Here is a 24,579-nt window from a genome sequence, read left to right on the forward strand (position 1 = left end):
AAACCCTATTTCCCATGGGCTTTTTCGTCATCTTTCGGTAAGATATCTATCTGAGGTTTTTTAAGCACCGTTTTGTTGGCGATACTGCGTTCTAAAGACAATAATAATGAGGGTAATAAAATTAGATTTGCGAGCATTGCAAAGAGTAATGTAGCTGAAACTAAACCACCTAAAGCTTTTGTGCCACCAAAACTGGAAATGATAAAAACAGAAAAACCAAAGAATAAAACTATTGAAGTGTAGAACATACTTACTCCTGTTTCTCGAAGTGCATTATAAACAGATTTCTTGATTTGCCATTTGTTAGCCATTAATTCTTGACGATATTTAGCAAGAAAATGAATAGTATCGTCAACGGAAATACCAAAAGCAATACTGAATACAAGTATTGTAGATGGTTTTATAGGTACCCCTAAAAATCCCATTAAACCCGCCGTAATAACTAGGGGTAGTAAATTTGGCACCAAGGATATAATGATCATTCTAAACGACCTAAACAAATAAGCCATAAAAATCGAAATTAACCCAATAGCAAATGCCAGGGATAACAAAAGGTTTTTGGTTAGGTATTTTGTTCCCTTTAAAAACAATAGAGCCTTCCCTGTCATGTAAACGTTATAGCGTTCTGCTGGAAAAATCTTATCAATTGACTCAATAAGGTCTTCTTCAATTTCTTCCATTCGCGTTGTTTTCACATCGCGCATGAAGGTGGTCATTCTTGCGGTTTGCCCCGTGCTATCAACAAAACTTTCTAAAAGATTCCCGTTCTCTGAAGACTTACGAGCAACATCCATTATAAAGGTATTCTCTTGCGAAGTTGGTAATTGATAATATTTTGGAATACCATTATAAAAAGCCTGCTTAGAGTATTTTACTAAGTTTACAATCGATACTGGCTTTGATAACTCTGGTGTTTCATCAATTTCATCCGATAATTGATTGATTCTTCTTAGCGTAGCTGGTTTTAGTACACCATTTTTTTGTTTAGTATCGACAACTACCTCAACGGGCATTATGCCATCAAATTCTTCTTCAAAAAAGCGGATATCTTTAAAAAATTTGGCATCCTTGGGTAAATCTTCTATTCGACTACCAGTGATTTGAATTTGATATATTCCTATGATACTGGTAACTAAAACTAATATTGAAGTAATATAAACTGCTATTCTATGATTTCGTACCAAATGCTCCATCCAACTTACAAAACGATCTACCCACTTCTTTCTCAAGTGCTTTAAATGCTTGTCTTTTGGAATAGCCATAAAGCTATAAACAATAGGGATTATTAATAGTGATAAAAGAAAAATACTTAGAATGTTAATAGAAGCAACAATTCCGAATTCTTTTAGAAGGTCGCTATCTAGAATAATAAAAGTTGCAAAACCTAATGCCGTTGTACAATTAGTCATTAAAGTAGCGTTGCCGACTTTTGAAATTACGCGTTGTAAAGACAATGCTTGGTTGCCATGTTTTTTTACCTCTTGTTGATACTTATTAATTAAGAAAATACAATTAGGTATTCCAATTACGATAATCAAAGGGGGAATAAGAGCTGTAAGAATAGTTATTTCGTATTGAAATAACCCTAAAACACCAAATGCCCACATAACACCTATTATAACAACACACATTGAAATTAAGGTAGCTCTAAAACTTCTAAAGAAAAAGAAGAAAATAATTGAGGTAACCGCTAGAGCAGCTAGTATAAATTTTCCAATTTCACTTGTTATAATCTTATTGTTCCAAGTTTTAATATAAGGCATTCCGGAAACTCGAACATCTAAACTAGTTTCTTCTTCAAAGTTTTTTACTAATGTTTCTAGGTCATTTAGAATAAATTCATTCCGAACGGAAGTATTCAATATATCTTTATCAAGATATATTACAGTGCGAACAGTGCCACTCTTTTTATTAAAAATTAAATTTTCATAAAAAGGCATGTTTTCAAATAAATGATTTTTGATTTCAGCGACCTTCTCTTTGGTATCAGGGACTGATTTTATTAGAGGTTGTAGAATAAACTCTTGTTTTTCGTTGTCTTTGACAAGTTCTTGAAGATTGTCAGTTGATACAACAAAGTCAATTTCTGGGACAGCTTGAAATTGTTTACTTAGCTTATTCCATCTATTAAAGTTATCAGGTAAAAAGAGTAAACTATCTCTAACCGCTAAGACTATAGCATTGTCTTCTTGACCGAATAAATCAACAAAGGCATTGTATTGCACTGTTTCTGGATGATCATCCGGTAAAACATTGGCTTCGGTATTTGAAAAGCGCATATGTTTCCATTGAAAACCTAGGAAAACTGTTACAGCTACAATTAAAAGGAGTATTAATATTCGGTTTCTAAGTATAATTCGTGCAAGTGCAGCCCAAAAACCTTGAAAAAGCTCTTTTAACATTTTAGTGTTCTTACCAACAAAGGTAGAAAATGATTAGTTGTGTACCTAAACAATAACCGCGTAAAACAAGTTACACTTTCATTATCTCAACTTCTTTAACATCAAAAACGGCATCAACTTTTTTAATGTATTTGTCTGTTAATTCTTGCACATCAACTTCGGCATTAGCTAAAACATCTTCAGAAATCTCTAATTTTTTAAGTTCCTTGTTTGCTTCTTGCCTAGCACTGCGAATACTCACCTTAGCATCTTCAGCTTCTGCTTTCGCTTGTTTTACTAAATCTCGACGACGTTCTTCTGTTAAGGGTGGAACGTTGATGATAATCATTTCTCCATTATTCATTGGATTAAAACCAATATTAGCGTTCATAATGGCACTTTCAATATCTTGAAGAATACTTTTCTCCCAAGGTTGCACAGATATCGTTCTTGCATCTGGCGTATTTACATTTGCAACTTGAGATAATGGAGTAGGGGATCCATAGTATTCAACTTTTACCGTAGATAACATCATCGGACTGGCTTTGCCAGCTCTAATCTTAATGAAAGCTTTTTCTAGATGCGACATCGCACCGTCCATGCCTTCTTTAGTTGTATCAAGTACAAATGTTACTTCTTCATTCATAATTGTAAAATTTCAATTTTAAAATCAACTATTATGCCAATACTAGTTATTGACTATAGTTCCAATGTTCTCTCCAGAGATCAATTTCATCAGATTTCCTCTTGTATTCATATCAAAGACAACGATTGGTAATTCATTCTCTTGACTTAGAGTAAATGCAGTTGTATCCATAACCTTAAGACCCTTGGTTAATACATCATCAAAAGAAATACTGTCAAATTTGGTTGCGTTTTTATCTTTCTCTGGATCAGCAGAATAAATGCCATCTACTCTAGTTCCTTTTAAAATAACATCGGCTTTAACCTCAATAGCCCTTAAAACCGCAGCCGAATCCGTTGTGAAATACGGATTACCTGTTCCACCTCCAAAAATAACTACTCGCCCTTTTTCTAGATGGCGCATTGCTCTTCTTCTAATAAAAGGTTCTGCAACTTCATTAATTTTTATTGCTGATTGAACTCTAGTCTGTACTCCTGCAATTTCTAAAGCACTTTGTAAGGCCAAACTATTAATAACTGTAGCTAACATTCCCATGTGGTCTCCTTGAACCCGGTCCATACCTTCGCTAGCGCCTTTTAGACCTCTAAAAATATTTCCTCCTCCTATAACAATAGCAATTTGAACTCCTTTCTCTACAACTGCTTTAATGTCTTCTGCATATTCCGTAAGCCTTTTGGCATCTATACCGTATTGCTGTTCACCCATTAAGGCTTCACCACTAAGTTTTAAAAGAATTCTTTTGTATTGCATGTGCTTTTTTTGAAGTCCGAACAAAAATAATCAAAATTATTAATGCTGATTTGAGGATTGGAATGTTTGTAAAATAAAAAAGCCTGACCAATTTGGTCAGGCTTTTTTGTGTTGTAATATCTGGTTTTAGCCTAAAGCCACTCTAGAAAAACCAGTTACTTCTAAATCAGAAGCTACAGATTTTACATATTGAGATACACTTTGTTTGCTATCTTTAATAAATGCTTGATTTACTAAAGTATTGTCTTTAAAGAAACGTTTTAATTTACCTTTAGCGATATTTTCCAACATAGCTTCCGGTTTGCCTTCTTGACGTAATTGGTCTTTAGCAATCTCAATTTCTTTATCAATTACGGACTGGTCAACACCTTCTTCATTAAGTGCTACAGGGTTCATTGCAGCAGCTTGCATAGCAACATCTTTTGCAGCAATAGCAGCACCATCAACGGCAGCCGAAAGACCAACCAATGTTGCAATTTTGTTGCCTGCATGAATGTATGACCCCACAAATGGAGCGCTTAATGTTTCAAATCCACCAATTTCAATCTTTTCACCAATAACCCCAGTTTGTTCGGTAAGTTTTTCAGCAACAGTCATTCCGTTAAACTGAGCGGCTAAAAATGCATCTTTACTATCAAAACCAAGTGCGACTTCAGCTAATTCATTAGCTAATGTTACAAAAGTGTCGTTTTTGGCAACAAAATCAGTTTCACAATTAAGGGAAATAATAATTCCATTCGAATTATCAGCGCTTACTTTAGCGATAGCAGCGCCTTCAGACGAATCTCTATCAGCTCTTTTCGCCGCAACTTTCTGACCTTTCTTACGCAGAATTTCGATTGCTTTATCAAAATCACCTTCAGCTTCGACCAAGGCTTTTTTGCAATCCATCATTCCAGCTCCGGTAGCCTTTCTTAATTTATTTACTTCAGCGGCTGTAATATTTGCCATTTGTTCTTGTATTTAAAAATTATGTAAAGTAAAACACAAAGCTTGTGTTTTGTTTTATCTCAAGGTTAAATTACTCTTCTGAGTCTTCAATTCCTCCTTTAGTGTTGTCTTGCCATTCTTTTAGCTCATCCCATTTACCATCCGCAGCCATTTGTGCTTGCTTTGGCCATGAAGCTGGCTCAAGATGTGCCAATCTAGGACTAGCTTCTGTTAAAATGGTTTTGATGTTGTCAGCTTCAGCTTTTGCTAAATCAACAAAGGTTGCAACGCCTGCCGCAACTAAGGCTTCAGCAGCTTTTGGTCCAATACCTTCTACTTTAGTTAAATCATCAGCCTTAGCTTTTTTAGTTGCTGTTTTCTTTGGTTTGGCTTCAGTTTTCTTTTCAACAACTTGTTCCGTTTTTTCTTTAGCTACTTTTTCAGTTTTCTCAGCTTTAGGCGCCGTTGGTGCAGCTGCCTTTTCTTTAGGTGCTTCTTTATCTGCCTTTCTTTCAGCTAAACCTTCAGCTACCGCTTCTGTTACTGAAGTCAAAATAGCTTCTATTGACTTCCCTGCATCATCATTTGATGGTATTACATAATCAATAGGTCTGGGGTCAGAGTTTGTGTCAACCATTGCAAAAATTGGAATGTTCAATTTTTGTGCTTCTTTAACCGCAATATGCTCACGCATAGTGTCGACAATAAAAATCGCACCTGGCAATCTTGTCATTTCAGAAATAGAACCTAAGTTTTTTTCAAGTTTAGCTCTTAAACGGTCAACCTGCAAACGTTCCTTTTTAGAAAGCGTTTTGAAAGTTCCATCTTTTTTCATTCTATCAATAGATGCCATTTTCTTTACAGCTTTTCTGATAGTTACAAAGTTTGTAAGCATACCGCCAGGCCATCTTTCAGTAATGAAAGGCATATTAACATTAGCTACTTTTTCAGCAACAATGTCTTTTGCTTGTTTTTTAGTAGCTACAAAAAGAATTTTTCTTCCTGAACCAGCAATTTTTTTCAAAGCTTCATTAGCCTCTTCTAATTTTGCTACCGTTTTGTAAAGGTTGATAACGTGAATTCCGTTACGCTCCATGTAGATATAAGGAGCCATGTTAGGATTCCACTTTCGTGTAAGGTGCCCAAAGTGTACACCCGCATTCAATAAGTTTTTAACTTCAATTTTACTTGCCATCTTTTGTAAATTAGTTTACGTTCCGTTGAGATAGCAATGAGTAGGTGGTCAGTATAAATACTTCGCCCTAACCCATTTAGATGCTAAACTAAATTCCAAAAAGTTAATTGTACCCTTTGGAACAACGACAACTTTTGTTTAAAATTTAATCCTGATTAAAATATTCAATCAGGATTTTCAATGAACCTCATCCCGAATATGAATTCAGGAAAAATATAATAGATGCAATTTCTTGCAAATAATTCTTAACGTTTAGAGAATTGGAATTTCTTACGAGCTTTCTTCTGACCAAACTTTTTACGTTCAACCATTCTTGGGTCTCTAGTAAGAAGGCCTTCAGGCTTCAGTATCGTTCTATTCTCTTCATTAATTTCACACATTACTCTAGCTAAGGCTAATCTAACTGCTTCGGCTTGTCCCGTGATACCACCGCCATATACATTGACTTTTACATCATAGTTACCATCAGTTTCGGTAAGTGTAAAAGGTTGTTTTACCTTATACTGCAGTGTAGCTGTAGTAAAATAATCTTCTAAAGACTTCTTATTTACTGTAATGTTTCCTTTTCCTTCTGAAACATAAACTCTTGCTACTGCTGTTTTTCTTCTTCCTATTTTATGAACCACTTCCATTATTTGTAGTCATTTAAATTAATAGCTTTTGGCTTTTGAGCTTCTTGCCCGTGGTCTGCACCTGCATAAACTTTAAGGTTTCTGAATAAATCAGCACCTAATCTGTTTTTAGGCAACATGCCTTTCACAGATTTTTCAATAATACGTTCAGGGTGTTTTTCTAATAAGCTGCTAGCTGAAGTAGCTCGCTGTCCACCCGGGTAACCAGTATATCGTAAATAGGTTTTATCCGCCCATTTATTACCACTCATTTGAATTTTCTCTGCATTGATTACAATGACATTATCACCACAATCTACATGGGGAGTGTAATTAGTTTTGTATTTACCTCTTAATATTTTGGCAACCTTTGAAGCCAATCTTCCCAATGTCTGTCCTTCAGCATCAACCAACATCCATTCCTTTGTAATGGTCGCTTTATTAGCTGAAATTGTTTTATAACTTAATGTATCCACCTCTTGAAATATTATCAATTTTCAATTCATTCCCGATAAACGGGGTGCAAATGTACAATTATTAGATTGAATTGCAAATGGTTATTCATTAATATTTTATGGTTTTTTTATTTTGAAAATAAGACCTCCAATGAAGAATGTTAAAAAATCCATAAAGTATTTTAAACCTGTAACGATTTAAAAAATAGCATGTCTTTAATGCACATCAATCAAAAAACGAACACGAATGAGAAGTCCAACCCTTTTTCTATGTGTATACTTATTTTCTTATTTTATTTGCGCACAGGAAACAAGCAGATCAGAAAACCAGGCCCAAGAACAAGATTCCACAGAAATAGTTCCTAAAAAGATATATGTCACTAATGATATAGGTGACGAAGAACCTCCTGCAGTAGATGGACTTTTAAATGATAGTGTTTGGAATAGGGTAGAATGGACAGGTGACTATATTGAAAATCAACCGGATGAGAATACATCGCCTAGTTATCAAACTAAATTTAAAATAGTATATGATAGTAAGAACTTATATATAGGTGTACGTTGCTATGACGCAGAGCCCGATAAAATAATAAAAAGATTGTCTAGGCGAGATGGTTTTGAGGGGGATTGGGTAGAATTTAATATTGATAGTTATCACGACAAAAGAACAGCATTTTCTTTTACAGTAACTGCAGCAGGGGTAAAGGGAGATGAGTTTATATCAAATAATGGAAATAACTGGGATGGTAGTTGGAATCCAATATGGTATACCAAATCAAATATTGATGATGAAGGTTGGACAGCTGAGTTACGTATACCATTAAGTCAGCTAAAATTTAGTAGTGCGGATAATCAAGTTTGGGGATTACAATCAACAAGACGTTTTTTTAGAGCTGAAGAAAGATCTCTTTGGCAGCGCAAACCAATAGACCAGCCAGGTTGGGTGAGTGAGTTTGGAGAACTTCATGGGCTTAAGAATATTGAACCTCAAAAACAATTAGAAATTCAACCATATACGGTTGCTAGCAGCGAAACTTATGAAGCTGAAGTCGGAAACCCATTTAGAGATGGAAGCGAGACAGATATCGCTTTCGGATTAGATGCAAAAATTGGTATTACGAATGATTTAACTTTAGATTTAACTATGAATCCTGATTTTGGGCAAGTTGAAGCAGACCCCTCAGCGATTGCTTTAGATGGATTTCAAATATTTTTTAGGGAACAGCGCCCATTTTTTGTAGAAAACAAGAACATTTTTGATTTTAATGTTTCTCGTTCTGAAGCAGGTAATACTTTTGGTTCAGATAATGTTTTCTACTCCCGAAGAATTGGTAGGAGTCCACAAGGCTATCCAAATACAAATGAAGGAGAATTTGTTGAAATTCCAGATAATACTCAAATCATTGGAGCGGCGAAGTTTAGTGGTAAAACTGAAAATGGCTGGGCTATCGGTGTTTTGGAAAGTGTTACTGCAAAAAAATATGCAACAATTGATAATAATGGTGATAGAAGACGTGAAGTGGTTGAGCCACTTACGAATTATTTTGTTGGTCGCGCCCAAAAAGATTTTAATGATCGTAACTCATACGTCGGCGGTGTTTTTACAGCCACTAATCGTGATAATTTAACTGAAGGATTAGATTTTCTTCATAAATCAGCTTACACCGGTGGATTAGATTTTAAACATCAATGGAAAGATAGGGTTTGGTATTTAGGTGGTAATGTTATTTTAAGCCATGTTCAGGGAAGTGAAGAGGCTATTCAAAATACACAACAGTCAATTACTCGCTTATTTCAAAGGGTTGATGCTGAACATGTGGAAGTTGATGAAGATAAAACCTCATTAACTGGATCAGGTGGTAATATTCAATTAGGAAAAATTGGCGATGGCCATTGGCGTTTTGAAACAGGTGGTACTTGGCGCTCCCCAGAATTGGAGCTTAATGATATTGGTTTTCAAAGACAAGCAGATGACATTCGTCACTATACATGGGTAGGTTATCAAACATTAAAACCAGATAGTACTTTTAGACGGGTGGGTATTAATTATAACCATTGGAGCGCATGGGATTTTGCAGGAAATCAAAATGAACTTCGTTTTAACACCAATTCTTGGCAAAACTGGTCTAATAACTGGTTTTCAAATGTTGGTTTTAATTATGCACCAATCAGATATTCAAACTTTGCATTAAGGGGTGGGCCAAGATTGCGATTAACGCCAGAAGTTTCTTTTTGGAATGGAATAGGAACTGATGGGCGTAAAAAACTAAGATTTAATCTATTTCATAATGGTCGTAAAGCATTAGATAACTCCATGAGGCGATATTATGTAGAATTTGGTTTTCGATATCAACCCATTGATGCCTTGCGCATCTCGATATTTCCTGAATATAGTATTAATAATGATAAGCTCCAATACATTAGTAATATTGATACAGATGATGGTGTTCGATATTTGAATGGGCAAATAGAACAACGAACTTTAAGTATGTCTGTTAGACTAAATTTCAATATCAACCCGAATTTAACGGTCCAATATTGGGGGCAACCTTTTATTTCAAGAGGTCGTTATTCTAACTTTAAGCATGTTACTAATGCAACGGCAAAGAATTTTGAAGATAGATTTTTGCAATACAATGCGCAACAAGTTTCATTTTTAGATGATACATATTCCGTTGATGAGAATTTAGATGGAAATACTGATTTTAGTTTTGGGAACCCCGATTTTTCTTTTGTTCAATTTCGTTCGAACTTGGTTGTGAGGTGGGAATACATTCCGGGTTCAGAAATATTTTTAGTTTGGTCGCAAGATGTATCCCAATCAGGTAATCCGTCAGATGGTTTACTGACTGGTTTAAACGATAATATTTTTGGTCAAACCCCACAGAATATATTTTTACTGAAAGCAACCTACCGTTTTGTTCTGTAAGAAGAATCTGATTCTTACACTAGACAAGTCTTTTTCTCGTTACTAATTCTATATACCTAAAAATATAAGGTTATGAAAATTAGTTTAAGTCTATTAGTTGTAATGTGTTTTTTAGTTTTTTCATGCTCTACCGATAGCGAGGGAGAGACTATGGATGACGACCAAATTGGAATGGAAGATGATGGTATGCTCGATGATGAAATGGATTCTGATGATGACGATACGGACGATGAAATGTCTGACAGTGATGAATTAGTTGGTCTTTGGATACTAACGGAATTACGAGTTGATGAATCTGTTGATGATGATGATTTAGATTTTGCTGGCGAAATTCTGAATTTTTTAGTCGCTGCTGAATGCGATTTAATAACTTTTAATTTTAAGGATGACGGAACAGTTGATTCAGAAAGTAAGGCAAATTATATTGAAATTGGATTAGGTGTCGGCGGACTTGAAATTCCTTGTCCTGAAGATAGTGATATAGAGTCTACTTTATGGTCTTTGGAAGGTGATCAGTTAACATTTGTTAATGATATGCAGGAAGAAGAGACGATAACTATAGTTTTGGAAGATGAAAATACTTTAATTATAGCAGGTCAAGATATTGATGAGAATAATTACGTTGGAGCTGATGCTGTCTTTATCAGAAGAGCAGAATAGTAATATTCATATTAATAAAAATAAAGCTCGAGTTATTCGGGCTTTATTTTTTTTAATGCTTCAATTAGGGCCTTGTTGGCTTCTTGGGTACCTATAGTAATTCTAACTTTTCCAGGTGCTCCAAATTGACTAACAGGTCTAACCATAATACCTTCTTTCATAAGCCTATCGGTAAATTTCATTTCTGTTAATGGGGGGTCAATAATGAAAAAATTACCCTGTGTGGGCCAAAATCGAATTCCTAATGAAGTAAAAGATTCAGCTAAAAAGTGTCTACCTTCTTTTACTAATTCTACAGTTTTATTAATAAAAATTTGGTCTTTCAAAGCGCCAATTGCAGCTTCAATTGAAGTACTAGGTAATAAAAATGGTTTTTGTATTTGTCTGATATAATTTGCAAGAATTGTAGTAGTGTAGCAATATCCAATTCGTTGACCAGCTAATCCATAAGTTTTGGAAAAACTATTAATCGCAATAATATTATGACCTTTTTTCACATAAGGTAATGCTGTAATATAGTCTTTAGCATCTGCAAAATGACGGTACACTTCATCGAAAACGACTATGATATTTTTTGGAATGTGATTTAAAAATTCATCTAAAACAGTTTTTGGAATATAAGTTCCTGTTGGATTATTTGGGCTAGTCAAAAAAATGACTTTGGTTTTATTGGTTATGGCGGCTAGAATTCCTTCTACATCCAAGTCATAATTCGGATTTGTAAGGGGTATGTCAATTTGTTTTGCTCCGTACCATCTAGAGAATACGGAGTAAGGTAAAAAGCAAGGATTAGAATAAATCACCTCATCACCTTCATTAATAAAAGCGCGAAGCAACATGTCAATGATTTCAGAACCGCTGTTACCACAAATAAATTGATTTACCGTTAACTCATTATTGAAATCCTGGACTAAAGCCTCACGCAACCTTATATCCGTTTGGTCCGGGTATATGTCAATGGTTTCTGCGGCTAATTTTAAAGCAGATACGGCTTTTGGTGAAGCTCCTAGAGGGTTTTCATTTGAAGAAAGTTTATATATTTTTTTGCTCGAGGAAGGAAGGTTTTTACCACCCTTATAGACTTCTTTTGGTTCTAAATGAGACTTAAAAATTGACGCAATATTTTCCATTAGTGCAAATTTTCGGCAAGCAATAAAATTGCCATAGCTTTTTCAGTTTCTCCTTCTTCTAAAATGCGCTGCGCTAACCAGTGTAACTGGTTTTTATAGGTAGTTTTATCTTCTCCTACTTTTTGACTCATCATTTTGATTTCGTCATCTTGACTTATGTTTTTGATATCTTCTTCTGATGGCAAAGCTTCTAAATTTCCTAATCTTCCTAAATTATTTCCTGTTAGGGTTTTACTTTCACGAATACTTTTTGGTAAGGCATCTACACCAATACCTTTTGTTCGTATCGGTTTTGGAATTTCAAATAAAGAAGCGCCGTTAGAACGAGTATACCAGCTACCACCCATTCGCCCAATCAAATCAAGCTTTTTGGTGTCTAATTCATTATCAGTGAAATAATCTTCATTTATATGAATTTGCAACACTTTGCAAAGAACCAGGTTTCCAGCACCGGGCGTATTCGCCAGTTCTATCACTTCTGTAACCTCACATTCAAAAGAAACTGGGGCTTCACCAACTCTAGGCGGCTTTACAACAGAGCTGGGCACTTCAGTAAACCCTGCTTTTACAAATTCATTCACTCCTTTGTCATAAGCAGTGCTTGATAATGACATTTGCTCAACCAAGTTATAATTAACAATGTTTATAACCACCTCAGCGATTTCTTTAACGTTTTGATGCGAATGTTTTAAACTATTATCGCGCCCACTGCGAGCTGGTGAAAAAACTAATACAGGTGGGTTTGAGCTAAAAACATTAAAATAACTGAATGGGCTAAGATTTACATTGCCATCTTTATCTATGGTGCTGGCAAAACAAATAGGTCTTGGTGCCACAGCGGTTAAAAGAATGTTATGCAGTTCAGGTTGTGGTAATTTTTTAGGGTCTAATGTTCTAATCATTTTGCTGGTAAAATTTTTGCTGAAACTTCTCCAAACCCAACCCTTTTGCCGTCTTTCTCGGCAAAACCCCTCATGGTAACGGTATCACCATCATTGATAAATTTTCGTTCACTACCATCTTTCATTTCTATTGGTTTTGTTCCCATCCATGCTAGTTCTAACATGGACCCGTAAGACTTTTCGTCTTTTCCAGAAATAGTACCTGAACCATATAAATCTCCAATATTAATATTGCAACCATTAATGGTGTGATGTGCTAATTGTTGAGCCATATTCCAGTACATGTATTTGAAATTAGATTGGCAAACGGTTTGTTCTTCACTACCTTCTGGCGTGATACCAACCTCTAAATTAATATCGAAGTTTTTGTCTCCTTCGTATTTTAAGTAAGGAAGAACTTCAGGATCTTGTTTTGGACCAGAAACGGAAAATGGTTCTAACGCTTCTAAGGTTACAATCCATGGTGAAATATGTGATGCGAAATTTTTGGCTAAGAAAGGGCCTAAAGGCACATATTCCCATTTTTGAATGTCACGTGCAGACCAATCGTTAAATAAAACTAATCCGAAAATATAGTCATCAGCATCCTTAGTGACTATTGATTCACCAAGATTTGTGTTTTTGCCCGTGATAAAACCCATTTCTAGTTCAAAATCAACTCTCTGTGAAGCTCCAAAAACTGGTTGTTTAGAATCATTGGGTATTGTTTGTCCTTTTGGACGATGTACAGGAACTCCACTCACAACTATAGAACTTGCTCTGCCATGATAGCCAACAGGAATATGTTTCCAGTTCGGCAATAACGCATTTTCTGGGTCACGGAACATTTTTCCGACATTGGTGGCGTGTTCAATGCTTGAATAAAAATCAGTATAATCACCAATATAAACCGGCATGTGCATTTGTGCCTCAGATTGTTTTACAAAAAGTTCTGGCTTACCTGCTAAAACAGAATGTTCATCTTCTATCCATAATTGAATATTACGACGAACTTTTTTAGTGATTTGTTTACCTAAAGCAATAAAGTCATTGAGGGTTTCTTTTTCTAAAACGGCAGTATTAAATTCAAAAACATCTAACTCTGCAACAGCCACTAAGTCTAATATGTGATTGCCAATAGCTACCCCAGCTCTGGGGCTTCGCTCTTGTGTTGAAAAAATCCCAAAAGGGATGTTATGTATGGAGAAATCTGAGTTTTCAGGTATATCTATAATCATTTTAAGTTGTATTTGATTATCTTGAATTAACTACTCTACCCAAGATTTGTAATATTTGCCATCATCAATTTTCATGGCATTTTCAGTTAATTGTAACGGCTTGAAAGTGTCAATCATTACTGCTAATTCTTTTGTCTCTTTTTTTCCTATACTCGCTTCGTATGTACCTGGATGAGGACCATGTGGTATACCTGCCGGGTGTAGAGAAATATGTCCTGGACTAATATCAGTTCTACTCATAAAATCACCGTCAACATAATACAACATTTCATCAGAATCAATATTACTATGATTATATGGAGCAGGAATTGATTTTGGATGGTAATCGTACATTCTTGGGCAAAAAGAACAAATTACGAAAGCATTGGTTTCAAATGTCTGATGCACTGGCGGTGGTTGATGTACCCGACCGGTAATTGGTTCAAAATTATGAATGGAAAATCCATATGGATAGTTATACCCATCCCATCCTACAACGTCAAATGGATGCGAAGCATAAACTAAATGATGTAGCATACCCTGCTTCTTTATTTTCATTACAAACTCACCTTTTTCATCATGCGTTTGTAAATCTTGAGGCAGTTTATAATCTCGTTCACAAAAAGGCGAATGTTCTAATAATTGACCAAACCAATTACGATAACGTTTAGGTGTATAAATTGGATGGAAAGACTCAGCAAATAATATACGATTTTCCTCATTATCAAATTCAATTTGATAAATCATTCCTCTTGGAATGATTAAGTAATCGCCATATTCAAAAGGAATATTACCTAAATAGGTTTTAAGCGTTCCAGTACCTTTATGTATGAAAAGCATTTCATCGGCATCTGAATTCTTATAAAAATAAGAAGTCATTGATTTTTTTGGAGCTGCTAAGCCAATATGTACATCGCCATTCACCATCATAGGCTCACGTGATTCTAGAAAATCATCTTTTGGGGCAACATCAAAACCTATTAATTTTCGTGATTTTATGTGCTTTGCTTCTGCAATTTTTGGGCTCATATCAATAGCATCACCAATCTCTTTTATTTGTGTTGGTCTATGAACATGGTATAGCAATGATGACATTCCGTCAAAACCAATGGTTCCAAATAGTTGTTCATAATAAAGAGTTCCATCTGTTTTATTAAACTGTGTATGTCTCTTTTGCGGAAAAGCTCCAAGTTTATGATATATCGGCATCTTCTTAAAGTTATGCGTTATGAGTTACGAGTTCAAAATCAGTTTAGTAATGATGAACTCATAACTTTTAACTTGTTAATGCAATGTTCCTCTTAACTGCTGCTCAAGTTCAATAGCTTCAAAGAGTGCTTTAAAGTTACCTTTTCCAAATGATTGAGCACCTTTTCTTTGAATGATTTCAAAAAACATAGTTGGTCTCGGTTCAATTGGTCTTGTGAAAATCTGAAGTAAATAGCCTTCATCATCGCGGTCAACTAAAATTCCGAGTTCTTTTAATGGTGCAATATCTTCATCAATTTTTCCCACACGATCAGTTACTGCTTCATAATAGGTATCAGGTATAGTCAAAAATTCAATACCTCGACTTTTTAAATCTCGAACGGTAGCAATTATGTCATCGGTGGCAACCGCAATATGCTGAACCCCTTCCCCTTCATAAAAATCTAAATACTCTTCAACTTGAGATTTCTTAGCACCTTCGGCAGGCTCATTGATAGGGAATTTAATTCTCCCGTTACCGTTACTCATTACTTTACTCATCAAGGCTGTATATTCGGTAGAAATATCGTTGTCATCAAAAGATAAAATATTAACAAAACCCATTACCTTTTCATAGAATTCCACCCAATAGTTCATACGGTCCCAGCCTACGTTGCCAACCATATGGTCCACGTATTTTAAACCTGTTGGTTTTGGATTATAATCTGGTGTCTCCCAAGCTATGAAACCAGGTAAAAATGTACCATTGTAATTTTTTCGTTCTACAAAAATATGAACGGTTTCTCCGTAAGTGTAAATTCCTGAACGAATTACTTTCCCTTCGTCGTCTTCTTCGATTATAGGCTCCATATAAGATTTAGCACCCTTGGCAACTGCGGTTTCGTAAGCATAAGTGGCATCATCTACCCAAAGTGCGACTACTTTAACTCCATCTCCGTGAGCGTCTATATGTTTGCCAATTTCAGTACCACTTTTTAATGGTGAGGTTAATACTAAACGAATTTTGTCTTGTATGACCACATAGCTCTCTCGATCTTTTAAGCCCGTTTGTAAGCCTGCATAGGCGTATGATTGAAATCCAAAAGCTGTTTTATAAAAATGTGCAGCTTGTTTAGAATTACCAACATATAGCTCTAAATAATCGGTGCCGTTGATAGGCATAAAATCTTTAGCATCGTTGTGTAATTTTGGTAATGTAGTCGTTTCCATAAGGAGTAATTTTAAATCCTTTTAATTAAAATTGTTGTTGATGCAACAAAAATAATTATTTTTGGAAAACAAAATGGTTTTTACTGATTAATTTTCGCTGTTATGCGAAATCATTTTGATAAAAGTGAAGCGAAGCAATAATCTTGTTTTGAAGATTTTTAGTTTTCGTTTTAAATAATAACAAGAGTTATGCTTCATCAAATTGACGAAATTTCTGGAATAGGACTGCACTTAGATATGGTCTTAAGAAAAGTACAAGATGCCTATTTGCGTAAGTTTCAAGAACTACAATTAGATCTTACTATTGAACAATGGGTAATTCTTTACCGAATTTTTCAAAGTGGTGATGATGCTTCACAAACGGATATAGTCAAGTCAAACTTTCGTAATCGTGCCACTACATCGCGGGTAATTGGTGGACTCGAACGTAAAGAATGGATAAGGAAAACTCGATTTGAAGGAGATATGAAGCGATTTAAATTAGAGCTTACCTCCAAAGGTCAAAAAGTAATAACTATTGTTGAACCTCATGCACAAAATTTACGAAAACAGGCAGTTAAAGGATTAGATACTCTCGAGTTTGAAACTTTTTTAAGGGTTTTAGATCGTATTGGAGATAATTATTCTCAGAATTCAATTTTATAGTATTTCGGATTTTAATTGTGGTACCTGTTTTCTTTTGCTCCTCATTTAATCAAATTTTTATTAAGGTAAAATAGTATAGAAATTGGAAAAATATGCTGTTTTTAAGCGTCGTTTGTTATTCCAATTTTGCCTCTTAAATAATTAAAGAAAATTTCAATATGAAAAAGTTAAAGCATTACCCTAGTGTTTGGCAAGCAGCACCATTTTCAATGGAAATGTTTGCACATTTTGAAAAAGAGGCAAGATTGAGAAATAAAGAGAATAGTATTGCACGTGAAAAGCGTAAAAAAGAAAACACCAATAAGGTTAAGCTTGCCCTCGGAATGTAGTGTAATTCAAATGGAAAACTACAGTTTTTAAGTAGTTATATTTCGAGCCATTTTTTCCCTTCTTTGATTTTAGTAAACACCTTAAAGTTTAGGTTGTTGTTTAAAGCAACTGTTTCTATAAAATCTACATCGGATCTAGATTTTTTATCAAGATTTACTATGGCAACTTTAAGGTCTTTGGCTTCCTCTCCAAATTGTTGACGAATAAAGATAAAAATTGAATGTTTTGGTAGTGGTCCTTTTAATTTAGAAATTACAAGTATTTTTTTTATTCTGGGAATAGAATTGTGCTCATTAATTTCTTGCCAGATCATGGCTGCGGCTTCTTTTTCTAAATCTTTTTCTCGAATTCCAGTTAAATAACAAATGGCAGATTTATGCTTAATTTCTAAATCAATGTAGTACGACATTCTATAGAACCTGAACGGTGTTTAATGATTTCAATAATAAGCCGTTAAAAATAGTATTTCAATATGTTATAAATTCAGAGGCTGTTTGTTGAAAATGTTATAGAACCTATATTCAATGAAATACAAGTAAATTAATTCTTACTTAACACTTTGATTTTTATTATTTTTTAATGAGCCTGTAGCCAATTCTCTCCAATACCAACCTCAACATCTAATGGTACCTTCATTTTAAATGCACTTTCCATTTCAGTCTTAATCAACACTTTCATTTCCTCCAATTCCGGTTTGTAACAATCAAAAACCAACTCATCATGCACCTGTAGTAGCATTTTAGTTTTATAGTTGCCTTCGGTTAGTTTATTCTGAATATTGATCATAGCAATTTTAATGATATCTGCAGCGCTTCCTTGTATTGGAGCATTAACAGCATTTCTTTCAGCAGCACCACGAACAATGGCGTTGCTACCATTAATATCTTTCAAATACCTTCTTCGACCTAATACAGTTTGTACATACCCGTTATCGCGCGCAAAATCTACCTGTTCACTCATATAACTTCGTAGTTTAGGATAGGTTTGATAATACGTGTCAATTAGTTCTTTAGCCTCCGCTCTGGTTAAATCCGTTTGATTACTTAAACCAAAAGCAGATACCCCATAAATAATACCGAAATTTACCGTTTTTGCATTGCTACGTTGTTCTCGAGTAACTTCTTCAAGAGGCACATTGAATACTTTTGAAGCTGTTGAGGCATGAATATCCATTCCATTTTTAAAGGCTTCAATCATGGTATCTTCCTCACTTAAAGCTGCAATGATGCGTAGTTCAATTTGAGAGTAATCTGCAGCCAACAAAACATAATTTTCATCTCGGGGAACAAAAGCCTTTCTAACTTGTCGACCTCGTTCTGTTCTTATTGGTATATTTTGAAGATTTGGGTTATTGCTACTCAAACGGCCAGTTGCAGCAACGGTTTGCATATAGTCCGTGTGTACTCTCCCTGTTTTTTCTTCAATCTGTTCCGGTAACGCATCTACATAGGTGCTTTTTAATTTTGCTAAACCGCGATAATCTAAAACATTTTGAATGATTTCATGATCTTTGGCTAAATAAGAGAGTACGTCTTCTGCTGTAGAATATTGACCAGTTTTAGTTTTTTTAGGTTTATCTACCAATTTCATCTTATCAAATAATATTTCTCCTAATTGTTTTGGAGAACCAATATTGAATTCAGTTTCTGCGGCATTATAGATCTTTTGCTCTAAATTTTTGATATCGTTATCTAAATCGTCAGATAGTGAACCTAAAAATTCTTTGTCAAGATTAATACCTTCATTCTCCATTGTTGCCAAAACTCGGAGCAAAGGCACTTCAATATCTTCAAAAAGTTTTTCAGTGTTTGCTTCTGCTAACTCTGGTCTAAAATGCTGAGCTAATTGCCATGTTATGTCTGCATCTTCAACCGCATATTCTGTTTGTTTTTCTATAGGAACATCTCTCATACTTAGTTGGTTCTTTCCTTTTTTACCAATAAGATTAGTAATGGAGACCGGTGTGTAATTCAAATAGGTCTCGGCCAAAACGTCCATGTTATGTCTCATGTCTGGATTAATTAGATAATGTGCTAGCATGGTGTCAAATAATTTGCCCTTAACTTCAACACCGTGGTTTTGCATTACTTTGACATCATATTTTAGATTCTGGCCAATTTTTTCAATAGTTTCTGATTCAAAGAAAGGTCGTAATTTTTCAATTAATTTATGGACTTCTTCTTTGTCTTCAGAAAAGGGGATATAAAACCCTTTTCCTTTTTCCCAACTAAACGCAATACCAACTAATGCTGCTTCTAAAGGGTTTAAAGAGGTTGTTTCCGTATCAAAGCATACTGCCTGCTGAGACATTAGTTTATCAATAAAAAGAGTTGTGGCTAAACCAGGCTCAACCAATTGATAAAAGTGATCTATGTCTTCAATTGTATTACGACTATTGGTGTCTTTGATAGTGGATGGGGCTTCGGATGGATTGCCTCCAAAAAGAGAAAATTGCCCACTTCCTGCAGCTTGGTTTTCTTTTTTGAGTGCAGGGCTATTTTCTGTTGGAGAGGAAGTTTCAGTTTCGTCCGAGAATAGTTTTATAAATTGGTCTTTAAGTCTTCTAAATTCAAGTTCCTCAAAAATTTCTTGAACTTTTTCAGCATCTGGCTTACACATTTCATAGTCATCGGCTTTAAAAGTAACATCACAGTCTAGCTTTATCTCAGCTAATTTTCTTGAAAGACGTCCAAGTTCAGCATTAGCTTCAACTTTTTCTTTCATTTTCCCTTTCAATTGGTCGGTATTGGCCAGCAATCCCTCCATGTCTTCAAATTGTTCTAGAAACTTTTTAGCAGTTTTATCGCCAACCCCCGGAAGTCCAGGAATATTATCACTAGCATCGCCCATCATGCCTAAATAATCAATCACCTGCTCTGGTCGTTGTACTCCAAATCGCTTTTGAATTTCTGGAATTCCCCAAATTTCAATGCCATTACCCATACGAGCAGGGCGGTACATAAATATATTTTCTGAGACTAATTGACCAAAATCTTTGTCAGGGGTAACCATAAAAACTTTATAATCTTCTTTCTCTGCTTGTTTAGCTAAAGTACCTATCAAATCATCGGCCTCATAACCCGCTAATTCAACGACTGGTATCTTCATTGCTTTAAGGATGTTTTGTATATAGGGTACGGCTATTTTTATGGCATCCGGTGTTTCATCTCGATTAGCTTTGTATTCTTCAAAAAGTTCTGTTCGTTCAACACTACCTCCCTTATCAAAGGCTACAGCTAAATGATCTGGATTTTCTCGTTTAATTACATCAAATAGTGAATTCATAAAACCCATAATAGCGCTGGTATCCATGCCTTTTGAGTTTATTCTTGGGTTTTTTATTAGGGCATAATACCCACGAAATATAAGGGCATAAGCATCTAGAAGAAAGAGTCTTTTTTGGTCAGACATGTTTTGTATCGTCAGTTAATTGTTAAAAATAGACAGTTTTTAAAAGTAGAAAAAACAGACAAGAAAAAAGAGACAAGAATCAATTCTTTGCACTTTTCAATAAAAACCAAATTGTATTTGTTATGAATAAACTTACAAGAAGAATAATGCAAGAATTTGATAACATAATTGGATTATAGAAAAAGATGGCTAGTATCAATAAAAATATAATATTCCCATATAATAGGCGATAAGTTTTTATCTTAAAATCACTAGAAAATTCAAGGAAAATAGCATTTAAGATACAAGCGGGAACAATAAAAACAACCTCCATTACCATGACCATTCCCATTAAACTATTATCACCACCGAATAAAAAATTAATATAGATGTACAAGTAGCTTATAATAATACTTAGAATAATGAAAAAAAGAATGCGCATAAAATAAAAATCAGAAATTAAGATCTTAATCTTAAATTTGAGGTAGAGCTAAAGCCAAAGAAAATCCATAAAGCCTACAAATAACTGCGTGAATCCACATTCTCATGGCCTTTTTCGGAAAATACGCGATAACTAAAACCAGGATGGATGCAATAACCACCGGTTTCTCCATTTTTATTTATGGCAATATATCCTACCTGAATGTTCTCATAATCTGGCTCATTTTTTATAATCCGATTTACTGCTTCTTCGCAGGCTTCTTGAGGGCTTCGTCCTTGTCGCATTAATTCAACTACTAAAAAACTACCAACCGTTTTTACGATTTCTTCACCCTGCCCCGTGGCTGTTGCCCCACCAATTTCATTATCAACAAATAATCCTGAACCTATAATTGGAGAATCACCAACACGCCCGGCCATTTTATAAGCCATCCCGCTAGTGGTACAAGCCCCAGAAATATCTCCTTCTGCATCAATCGCTAACATACCAATCGTGTCATGGTTTTCAATATTAATAACGGGAGCGTATTTTGATTCCTTTTTCCATTCTAACCATTCTGTTTTTGATTTTTCGGTTAAAAGTTTTTCTTTCGGGAAGCCTTGCTCATAAGCAAACTGTTCCGCCCCTTTTCCGGCTAGCATAACATGAGGGGTTTCTTCCATCACTTTTCTGGCTACTGATATTGCGTGGGTGATATTTTGCATATAAACCACAGCACCACAATTTCCTTTTGAATCCATAATACAAGCATCTAAGGTTACATTGCCATCTCGGTCAGGACGACCGCCTTTGCCGACAGATTGATTGCTCACATCTGCTTCTTCCATTTGAACACCAATCTCGACAGCATCTAGGCTATTGCCACCTTTTTTTAAAACATTCCATGCTTCAGCGGTTGAATTAGGAACGTTCCAAGTTGCAATCACTATGGGCTTTATGGAAGAGGTAACGGCTACTATGGTTTCTTTTTTTTCTTCTGTTTTACACGATGTGAGAATTGAAGCAGATAGTATTCCTGCAGAAGTAAGACTTGAGTTTTTTAAGAATTTACGACGTTTCATGGTTTTTTGCTTTACAGTGAATATCTCGTATTAGTCTATATCTTTGAATATTGCTTTTGTACGGGAATGACATTAAATATAATGATATGCTAGTTGAAGTTTGTTGTAATTCTTTAGAATCTGCCATTAATGCTCAGAGTGCTGGTGCAGATCGCGTTGAACTTTGTTCAGAGTTAGGTGTTGGAGGCATAACGCCTTCTTCGGGATTAATTCAACAGGTTCAAAAACATATTAACATTCCAATTCATGTGCTTTTGAGGCCTCGCAGTGGTCATTTTACATACACCGATACCGAATTCGAGGTTATGCATAAAGATATTGAAGTCTGCATAGAACTAGGTGTAGACGGTATCGTGTCGGGTGCACTAAATTCAGATAACACTATTGCAATTGAAAAGACTAAGATTTTAATTTCGAAATCAAAACCTTTACACTTTACATTTCATCGTGCTTTTGATTGGATTGATGACCAAAAGAAGGCTTTGTTGCAATTAGAAGAATTAGGTATTGATACGGTATTAACTTCTGGAAAACTAGGGGCGGCTGAAGACGCAATTAACCAGCTCAAAGAGTTAAAGCGCTTGTCATCTAGAATAACGATTATGCCAGGTGGTGGAGTAAACGCAGCTAATATTAGCGCATTTAAAAAAGCGGAATTTAAAGCAATTCATTTTTCGGGCTCATCATTTGTAAATCAGGTGGATACTTCTACAAAAATTACAATGAACTCTAAAAAACATTTGGCCGAGAATGAAGTAGCAGTAACAAATGAAAAAATTGTACGTCAAATAGTGCAATTAATTAAATAAAACGAAAGCAAAGTATTAGAGTTTATAATCAAATATCTTCGTAAAAAATAGTCTATGGCTCGATTTCTTACTATTCTCTCAATTCTTTATATCGTCTTGGCGTTCTATGGTTTTCAAGGTTTTAAAACGATATTCAAAAGTTCTTGGATGCAAGTTCTTTATGCAGTGCTCTTCTTTTTTGCATTGATAAATTTAGTTGTTAGAGCTATAAATTATGTACCTGGCGATGGTCTTAGAGGTTCAATTTCAATAGCTGGAGGAATATTTTTCTCTTTCTTTTTATTAGCTCTCTTTTTAGGGTTTTTCTTATTGATAGAAGATATCATAAGATTACTTACTTTAGGTTACAACAAGATAGTTGGACTGTCGGAAGGCAACACTAGTTATTTTCCGTCTAGACGGAAATTTGTTAGTGTTATTGGTCTAGGTATTGCCGCATTGCCATTCGGTGCTTTGTTATATGGTATGTACAAAGGAAAGTATAATTATAAGGTACTGAAATATGAATTGGAGTTTGAGGATCTTCCAGCAGCTTTTAATGGATACCAAATCACACAAATTTCTGATGTACATAGCGGTAGTTTTGATAATCATGAAAAAGTATCTTATGGTATTGATTTAATTAATAAACAAAAAAGTGATGTCATTTTATTTACAGGAGATTTGGTAAATGATAAGGCTACGGAAATGGAGCCTTGGAAAGATTCTTTTGCTAAACTGGAAGCTAAAGACGGTGTATTCTCTGTTTTAGGAAATCATGATTATGGCGATTATACTCAATGGGAAAGTATAGAGGCTAAAGCGCAAAATTTAGTTGATTTAAAAAAGCTTCAGAAAGATATTGGATTCGATTTAATTCTTGATTCTCATCGTTATTTAGAGAGAAATGGTGAAAGAATTGCTTTGGTAGGAGTCGAAAATTGGGGTAGAGGAGGTTTTAAAAAAGCTGGAGACTTGAATAAAGCTAAGGAAGGAATAGCTAAAAATGATTTTAAAATATTAATGAGCCATGACCCTTCACATTGGGAAGACGTTGTCATTAATGATGAATATCATTTTCATTTAACTTTAAGTGGTCATACCCACGGGATGCAATTTGGGGTTGAAATACCTGGTTGGATAAAATGGAGTCCAGTAAAATGGCGTTACAAGTATTGGGCAGGTTTATATCAAGAGTTAGGGCAGTATATTAATGTTAACAGAGGTTTTGGTTTTATAGGATATCCTGGTCGTGTAGGAATTTGGCCTGAAATTTCTGTAATCACCTTAAAAAAGAAAGGTTTAACGTGAATTTAACCCAAATCAATTGTGTAAAGGCTTTGCTGAATGTATTACTTTAACATTTTTTCTTACTTTTGAGTAGTAAAATAACCTATTTGCAATGTCGAAATTTGGCGAGTTAATTGACTTAAACATTCCTGTGCTGTTAGACTTCTATGCCGACTGGAACGAACAATCTACTACAATGCATGCTGTTCTCAGAGATGTAGCTGCTGCTCTTGGTGATAAGGGTAAAGTGATTAAGATTGATGTTGATAAAAACAAAGAACTCTCACAAGCATTGCGTATTAAAGGTTTGCCAACCCTAATGATTTATAAAAAAGGTGAAATGGTTTGGCGTCAAAGTGGTGAGCAAGATGCGAACACCTTGATAGGTATTTTAAACGAATATCTTTAGACCTAGATGATAAGTTTTAGT

22 protein-coding genes are annotated in these 24,579 nt (G+C 34.9%); 7 read left to right on the plus strand and 15 right to left on the minus strand.

The genetic code is table 11. The features are described from left to right. Positions 1-5: 5 nt before the first annotated feature. From RM520_RS04975 to rplM, 7 genes are all read right to left on the minus strand, one after another. Positions 6-2,402 (minus strand): efflux RND transporter permease subunit, encoded by a 2,397-nt coding sequence (locus RM520_RS04975; protein ID WP_311387191.1) that lies wholly within the window; start codon positions 2,400-2,402, stop codon positions 6-8. Between the two features lie 70 nt (positions 2,403-2,472). After that, positions 2,473-3,027: a ribosome recycling factor gene (gene frr / locus RM520_RS04980; protein ID WP_311384599.1), complete on the minus strand. Its 555-nt coding sequence runs from the start codon at positions 3,025-3,027 to the stop codon at positions 2,473-2,475. A gap of 42 nt (positions 3,028-3,069) precedes the next feature. Then, positions 3,070-3,777: a UMP kinase gene (gene pyrH / locus RM520_RS04985; RefSeq protein ID WP_311384600.1), complete on the minus strand. Its 708-nt coding sequence runs from the start codon at positions 3,775-3,777 to the stop codon at positions 3,070-3,072. A gap of 126 nt (positions 3,778-3,903) precedes the next feature. Then, positions 3,904-4,728, minus strand: coding sequence for a translation elongation factor Ts (gene tsf / locus RM520_RS04990; RefSeq protein WP_311387192.1), 825 nt, complete (start codon positions 4,726-4,728; stop codon positions 3,904-3,906). Between the two features lie 70 nt (positions 4,729-4,798). Further along, entirely contained in the window at positions 4,799-5,902 is a 1,104-nt protein-coding gene (gene rpsB / locus RM520_RS04995) for a 30S ribosomal protein S2 (RefSeq protein ID WP_311387193.1), read from the minus strand. A gap of 245 nt (positions 5,903-6,147) precedes the next feature. Further along, entirely contained in the window at positions 6,148-6,534 is a 387-nt protein-coding gene (gene rpsI / locus RM520_RS05000; protein WP_311384603.1) for a 30S ribosomal protein S9, read from the minus strand. Next, positions 6,534-6,989, minus strand: a complete 456-nt coding sequence (gene rplM / locus RM520_RS05005; protein ID WP_311384604.1) for a 50S ribosomal protein L13 — start codon at positions 6,987-6,989, stop codon at positions 6,534-6,536. The genes rpsI and rplM overlap by 1 nt, the downstream gene beginning before the upstream one ends. Before the next feature lie 226 nt (positions 6,990-7,215). Here rplM and RM520_RS05010 point away from each other — a divergent pair, with 226 nt between their 5' ends. Next, positions 7,216-9,897 (plus strand): DUF5916 domain-containing protein, encoded by a 2,682-nt coding sequence (locus tag RM520_RS05010; RefSeq protein ID WP_311387194.1) that lies wholly within the window; start codon positions 7,216-7,218, stop codon positions 9,895-9,897. A 72-nt stretch (positions 9,898-9,969) separates the two neighbouring features. Continuing rightward, positions 9,970-10,557 (plus strand): hypothetical protein, encoded by a 588-nt coding sequence (locus tag RM520_RS05015; RefSeq protein ID WP_311387195.1) that lies wholly within the window; start codon positions 9,970-9,972, stop codon positions 10,555-10,557. A 32-nt stretch (positions 10,558-10,589) separates the two neighbouring features. On the opposite strand, the gene RM520_RS05020 is transcribed toward RM520_RS05015, so the two are convergent. The 5 genes from RM520_RS05020 to hppD form a co-directional block, all read right to left on the minus strand. After that, positions 10,590-11,687 carry a pyridoxal phosphate-dependent aminotransferase gene (locus RM520_RS05020; protein WP_311387196.1) on the minus strand — a complete coding sequence of 366 codons (1,098 nt, stop codon included), beginning with the start codon at positions 11,685-11,687 and terminating at the stop codon, positions 10,590-10,592. Beyond that, positions 11,687-12,589, minus strand: a complete 903-nt coding sequence (locus RM520_RS05025) for a flavin reductase family protein (protein WP_311387197.1) — start codon at positions 12,587-12,589, stop codon at positions 11,687-11,689. Before RM520_RS05025 ends, RM520_RS05020 begins: the two co-directional genes overlap by 1 nt. Beyond that, the gene (fahA, locus tag RM520_RS05030) at positions 12,586-13,806 is read right to left on the minus strand and encodes a fumarylacetoacetase (RefSeq protein ID WP_311384609.1); all 1,221 of its coding nucleotides are present in this window, start codon (positions 13,804-13,806) and stop codon (positions 12,586-12,588) included. Before fahA ends, RM520_RS05025 begins: the two co-directional genes overlap by 4 nt. 30 nt (positions 13,807-13,836) lie before the next feature. Then, positions 13,837-14,994: a homogentisate 1,2-dioxygenase gene (locus tag RM520_RS05035; RefSeq protein WP_311387198.1), complete on the minus strand. Its 1,158-nt coding sequence runs from the start codon at positions 14,992-14,994 to the stop codon at positions 13,837-13,839. A 75-nt stretch (positions 14,995-15,069) separates the two neighbouring features. Continuing rightward, positions 15,070-16,203 (minus strand): 4-hydroxyphenylpyruvate dioxygenase, encoded by a 1,134-nt coding sequence (gene hppD / locus RM520_RS05040; protein WP_311387199.1) that lies wholly within the window; start codon positions 16,201-16,203, stop codon positions 15,070-15,072. 189 nt (positions 16,204-16,392) lie between these two features. Here hppD and RM520_RS05045 point away from each other — a divergent pair, with 189 nt between their 5' ends. Both RM520_RS05045 and RM520_RS05050 read left to right on the plus strand, forming a co-directional pair. After that, positions 16,393-16,848 (plus strand): MarR family winged helix-turn-helix transcriptional regulator, encoded by a 456-nt coding sequence (locus RM520_RS05045; RefSeq protein WP_311387200.1) that lies wholly within the window; start codon positions 16,393-16,395, stop codon positions 16,846-16,848. A gap of 158 nt (positions 16,849-17,006) precedes the next feature. Next, on the plus strand, positions 17,007-17,177 hold the full coding sequence (locus tag RM520_RS05050) for a hypothetical protein (RefSeq protein ID WP_311384613.1): 171 nt from the start codon (positions 17,007-17,009) through the stop codon (positions 17,175-17,177). 35 nt (positions 17,178-17,212) lie between these two features. Here the strand turns inward: RM520_RS05050 and RM520_RS05055 are convergent, their stop codons facing one another. The 3 genes from RM520_RS05055 to RM520_RS05065 all read right to left on the minus strand — a co-directional run bounded on the left by RM520_RS05055 (position 17,213) and on the right by RM520_RS05065 (position 22,071). Beyond that, positions 17,213-17,587 (minus strand): hypothetical protein, encoded by a 375-nt coding sequence (locus RM520_RS05055; protein WP_311384614.1) that lies wholly within the window; start codon positions 17,585-17,587, stop codon positions 17,213-17,215. A gap of 167 nt (positions 17,588-17,754) precedes the next feature. Beyond that, entirely contained in the window at positions 17,755-20,589 is a 2,835-nt protein-coding gene (polA, locus tag RM520_RS05060) for a DNA polymerase I (protein ID WP_311387201.1), read from the minus strand. Positions 20,590-21,084: 495 nt separating this feature from the next. After that, positions 21,085-22,071: an isoaspartyl peptidase/L-asparaginase family protein gene (locus RM520_RS05065; RefSeq protein ID WP_311387202.1), complete on the minus strand. Its 987-nt coding sequence runs from the start codon at positions 22,069-22,071 to the stop codon at positions 21,085-21,087. Positions 22,072-22,157: 86 nt separating this feature from the next. Between RM520_RS05065 and RM520_RS05070 the strand changes: the two genes are divergently transcribed. The 3 genes from RM520_RS05070 to RM520_RS05080 all read left to right on the plus strand — a co-directional run bounded on the left by RM520_RS05070 (position 22,158) and on the right by RM520_RS05080 (position 24,558). Next, positions 22,158-22,880 carry a copper homeostasis protein CutC gene (locus tag RM520_RS05070; protein ID WP_311387203.1) on the plus strand — a complete coding sequence of 241 codons (723 nt, stop codon included), beginning with the start codon at positions 22,158-22,160 and terminating at the stop codon, positions 22,878-22,880. A 54-nt stretch (positions 22,881-22,934) separates the two neighbouring features. Then, positions 22,935-24,170 (plus strand): metallophosphoesterase, encoded by a 1,236-nt coding sequence (locus RM520_RS05075; RefSeq protein WP_311387204.1) that lies wholly within the window; start codon positions 22,935-22,937, stop codon positions 24,168-24,170. Between the two features lie 91 nt (positions 24,171-24,261). After that, the gene (locus RM520_RS05080) at positions 24,262-24,558 is read left to right on the plus strand and encodes a thioredoxin family protein (RefSeq protein ID WP_311387205.1); all 297 of its coding nucleotides are present in this window, start codon (positions 24,262-24,264) and stop codon (positions 24,556-24,558) included. Positions 24,559-24,579 lie beyond the last annotated feature (21 nt).

It is taken from the genome of Croceitalea vernalis (assembly GCF_031846405.1).
Taxonomy (GTDB): Bacteria; Bacteroidota; Bacteroidia; order Flavobacteriales; family Flavobacteriaceae; genus Croceitalea; species Croceitalea vernalis.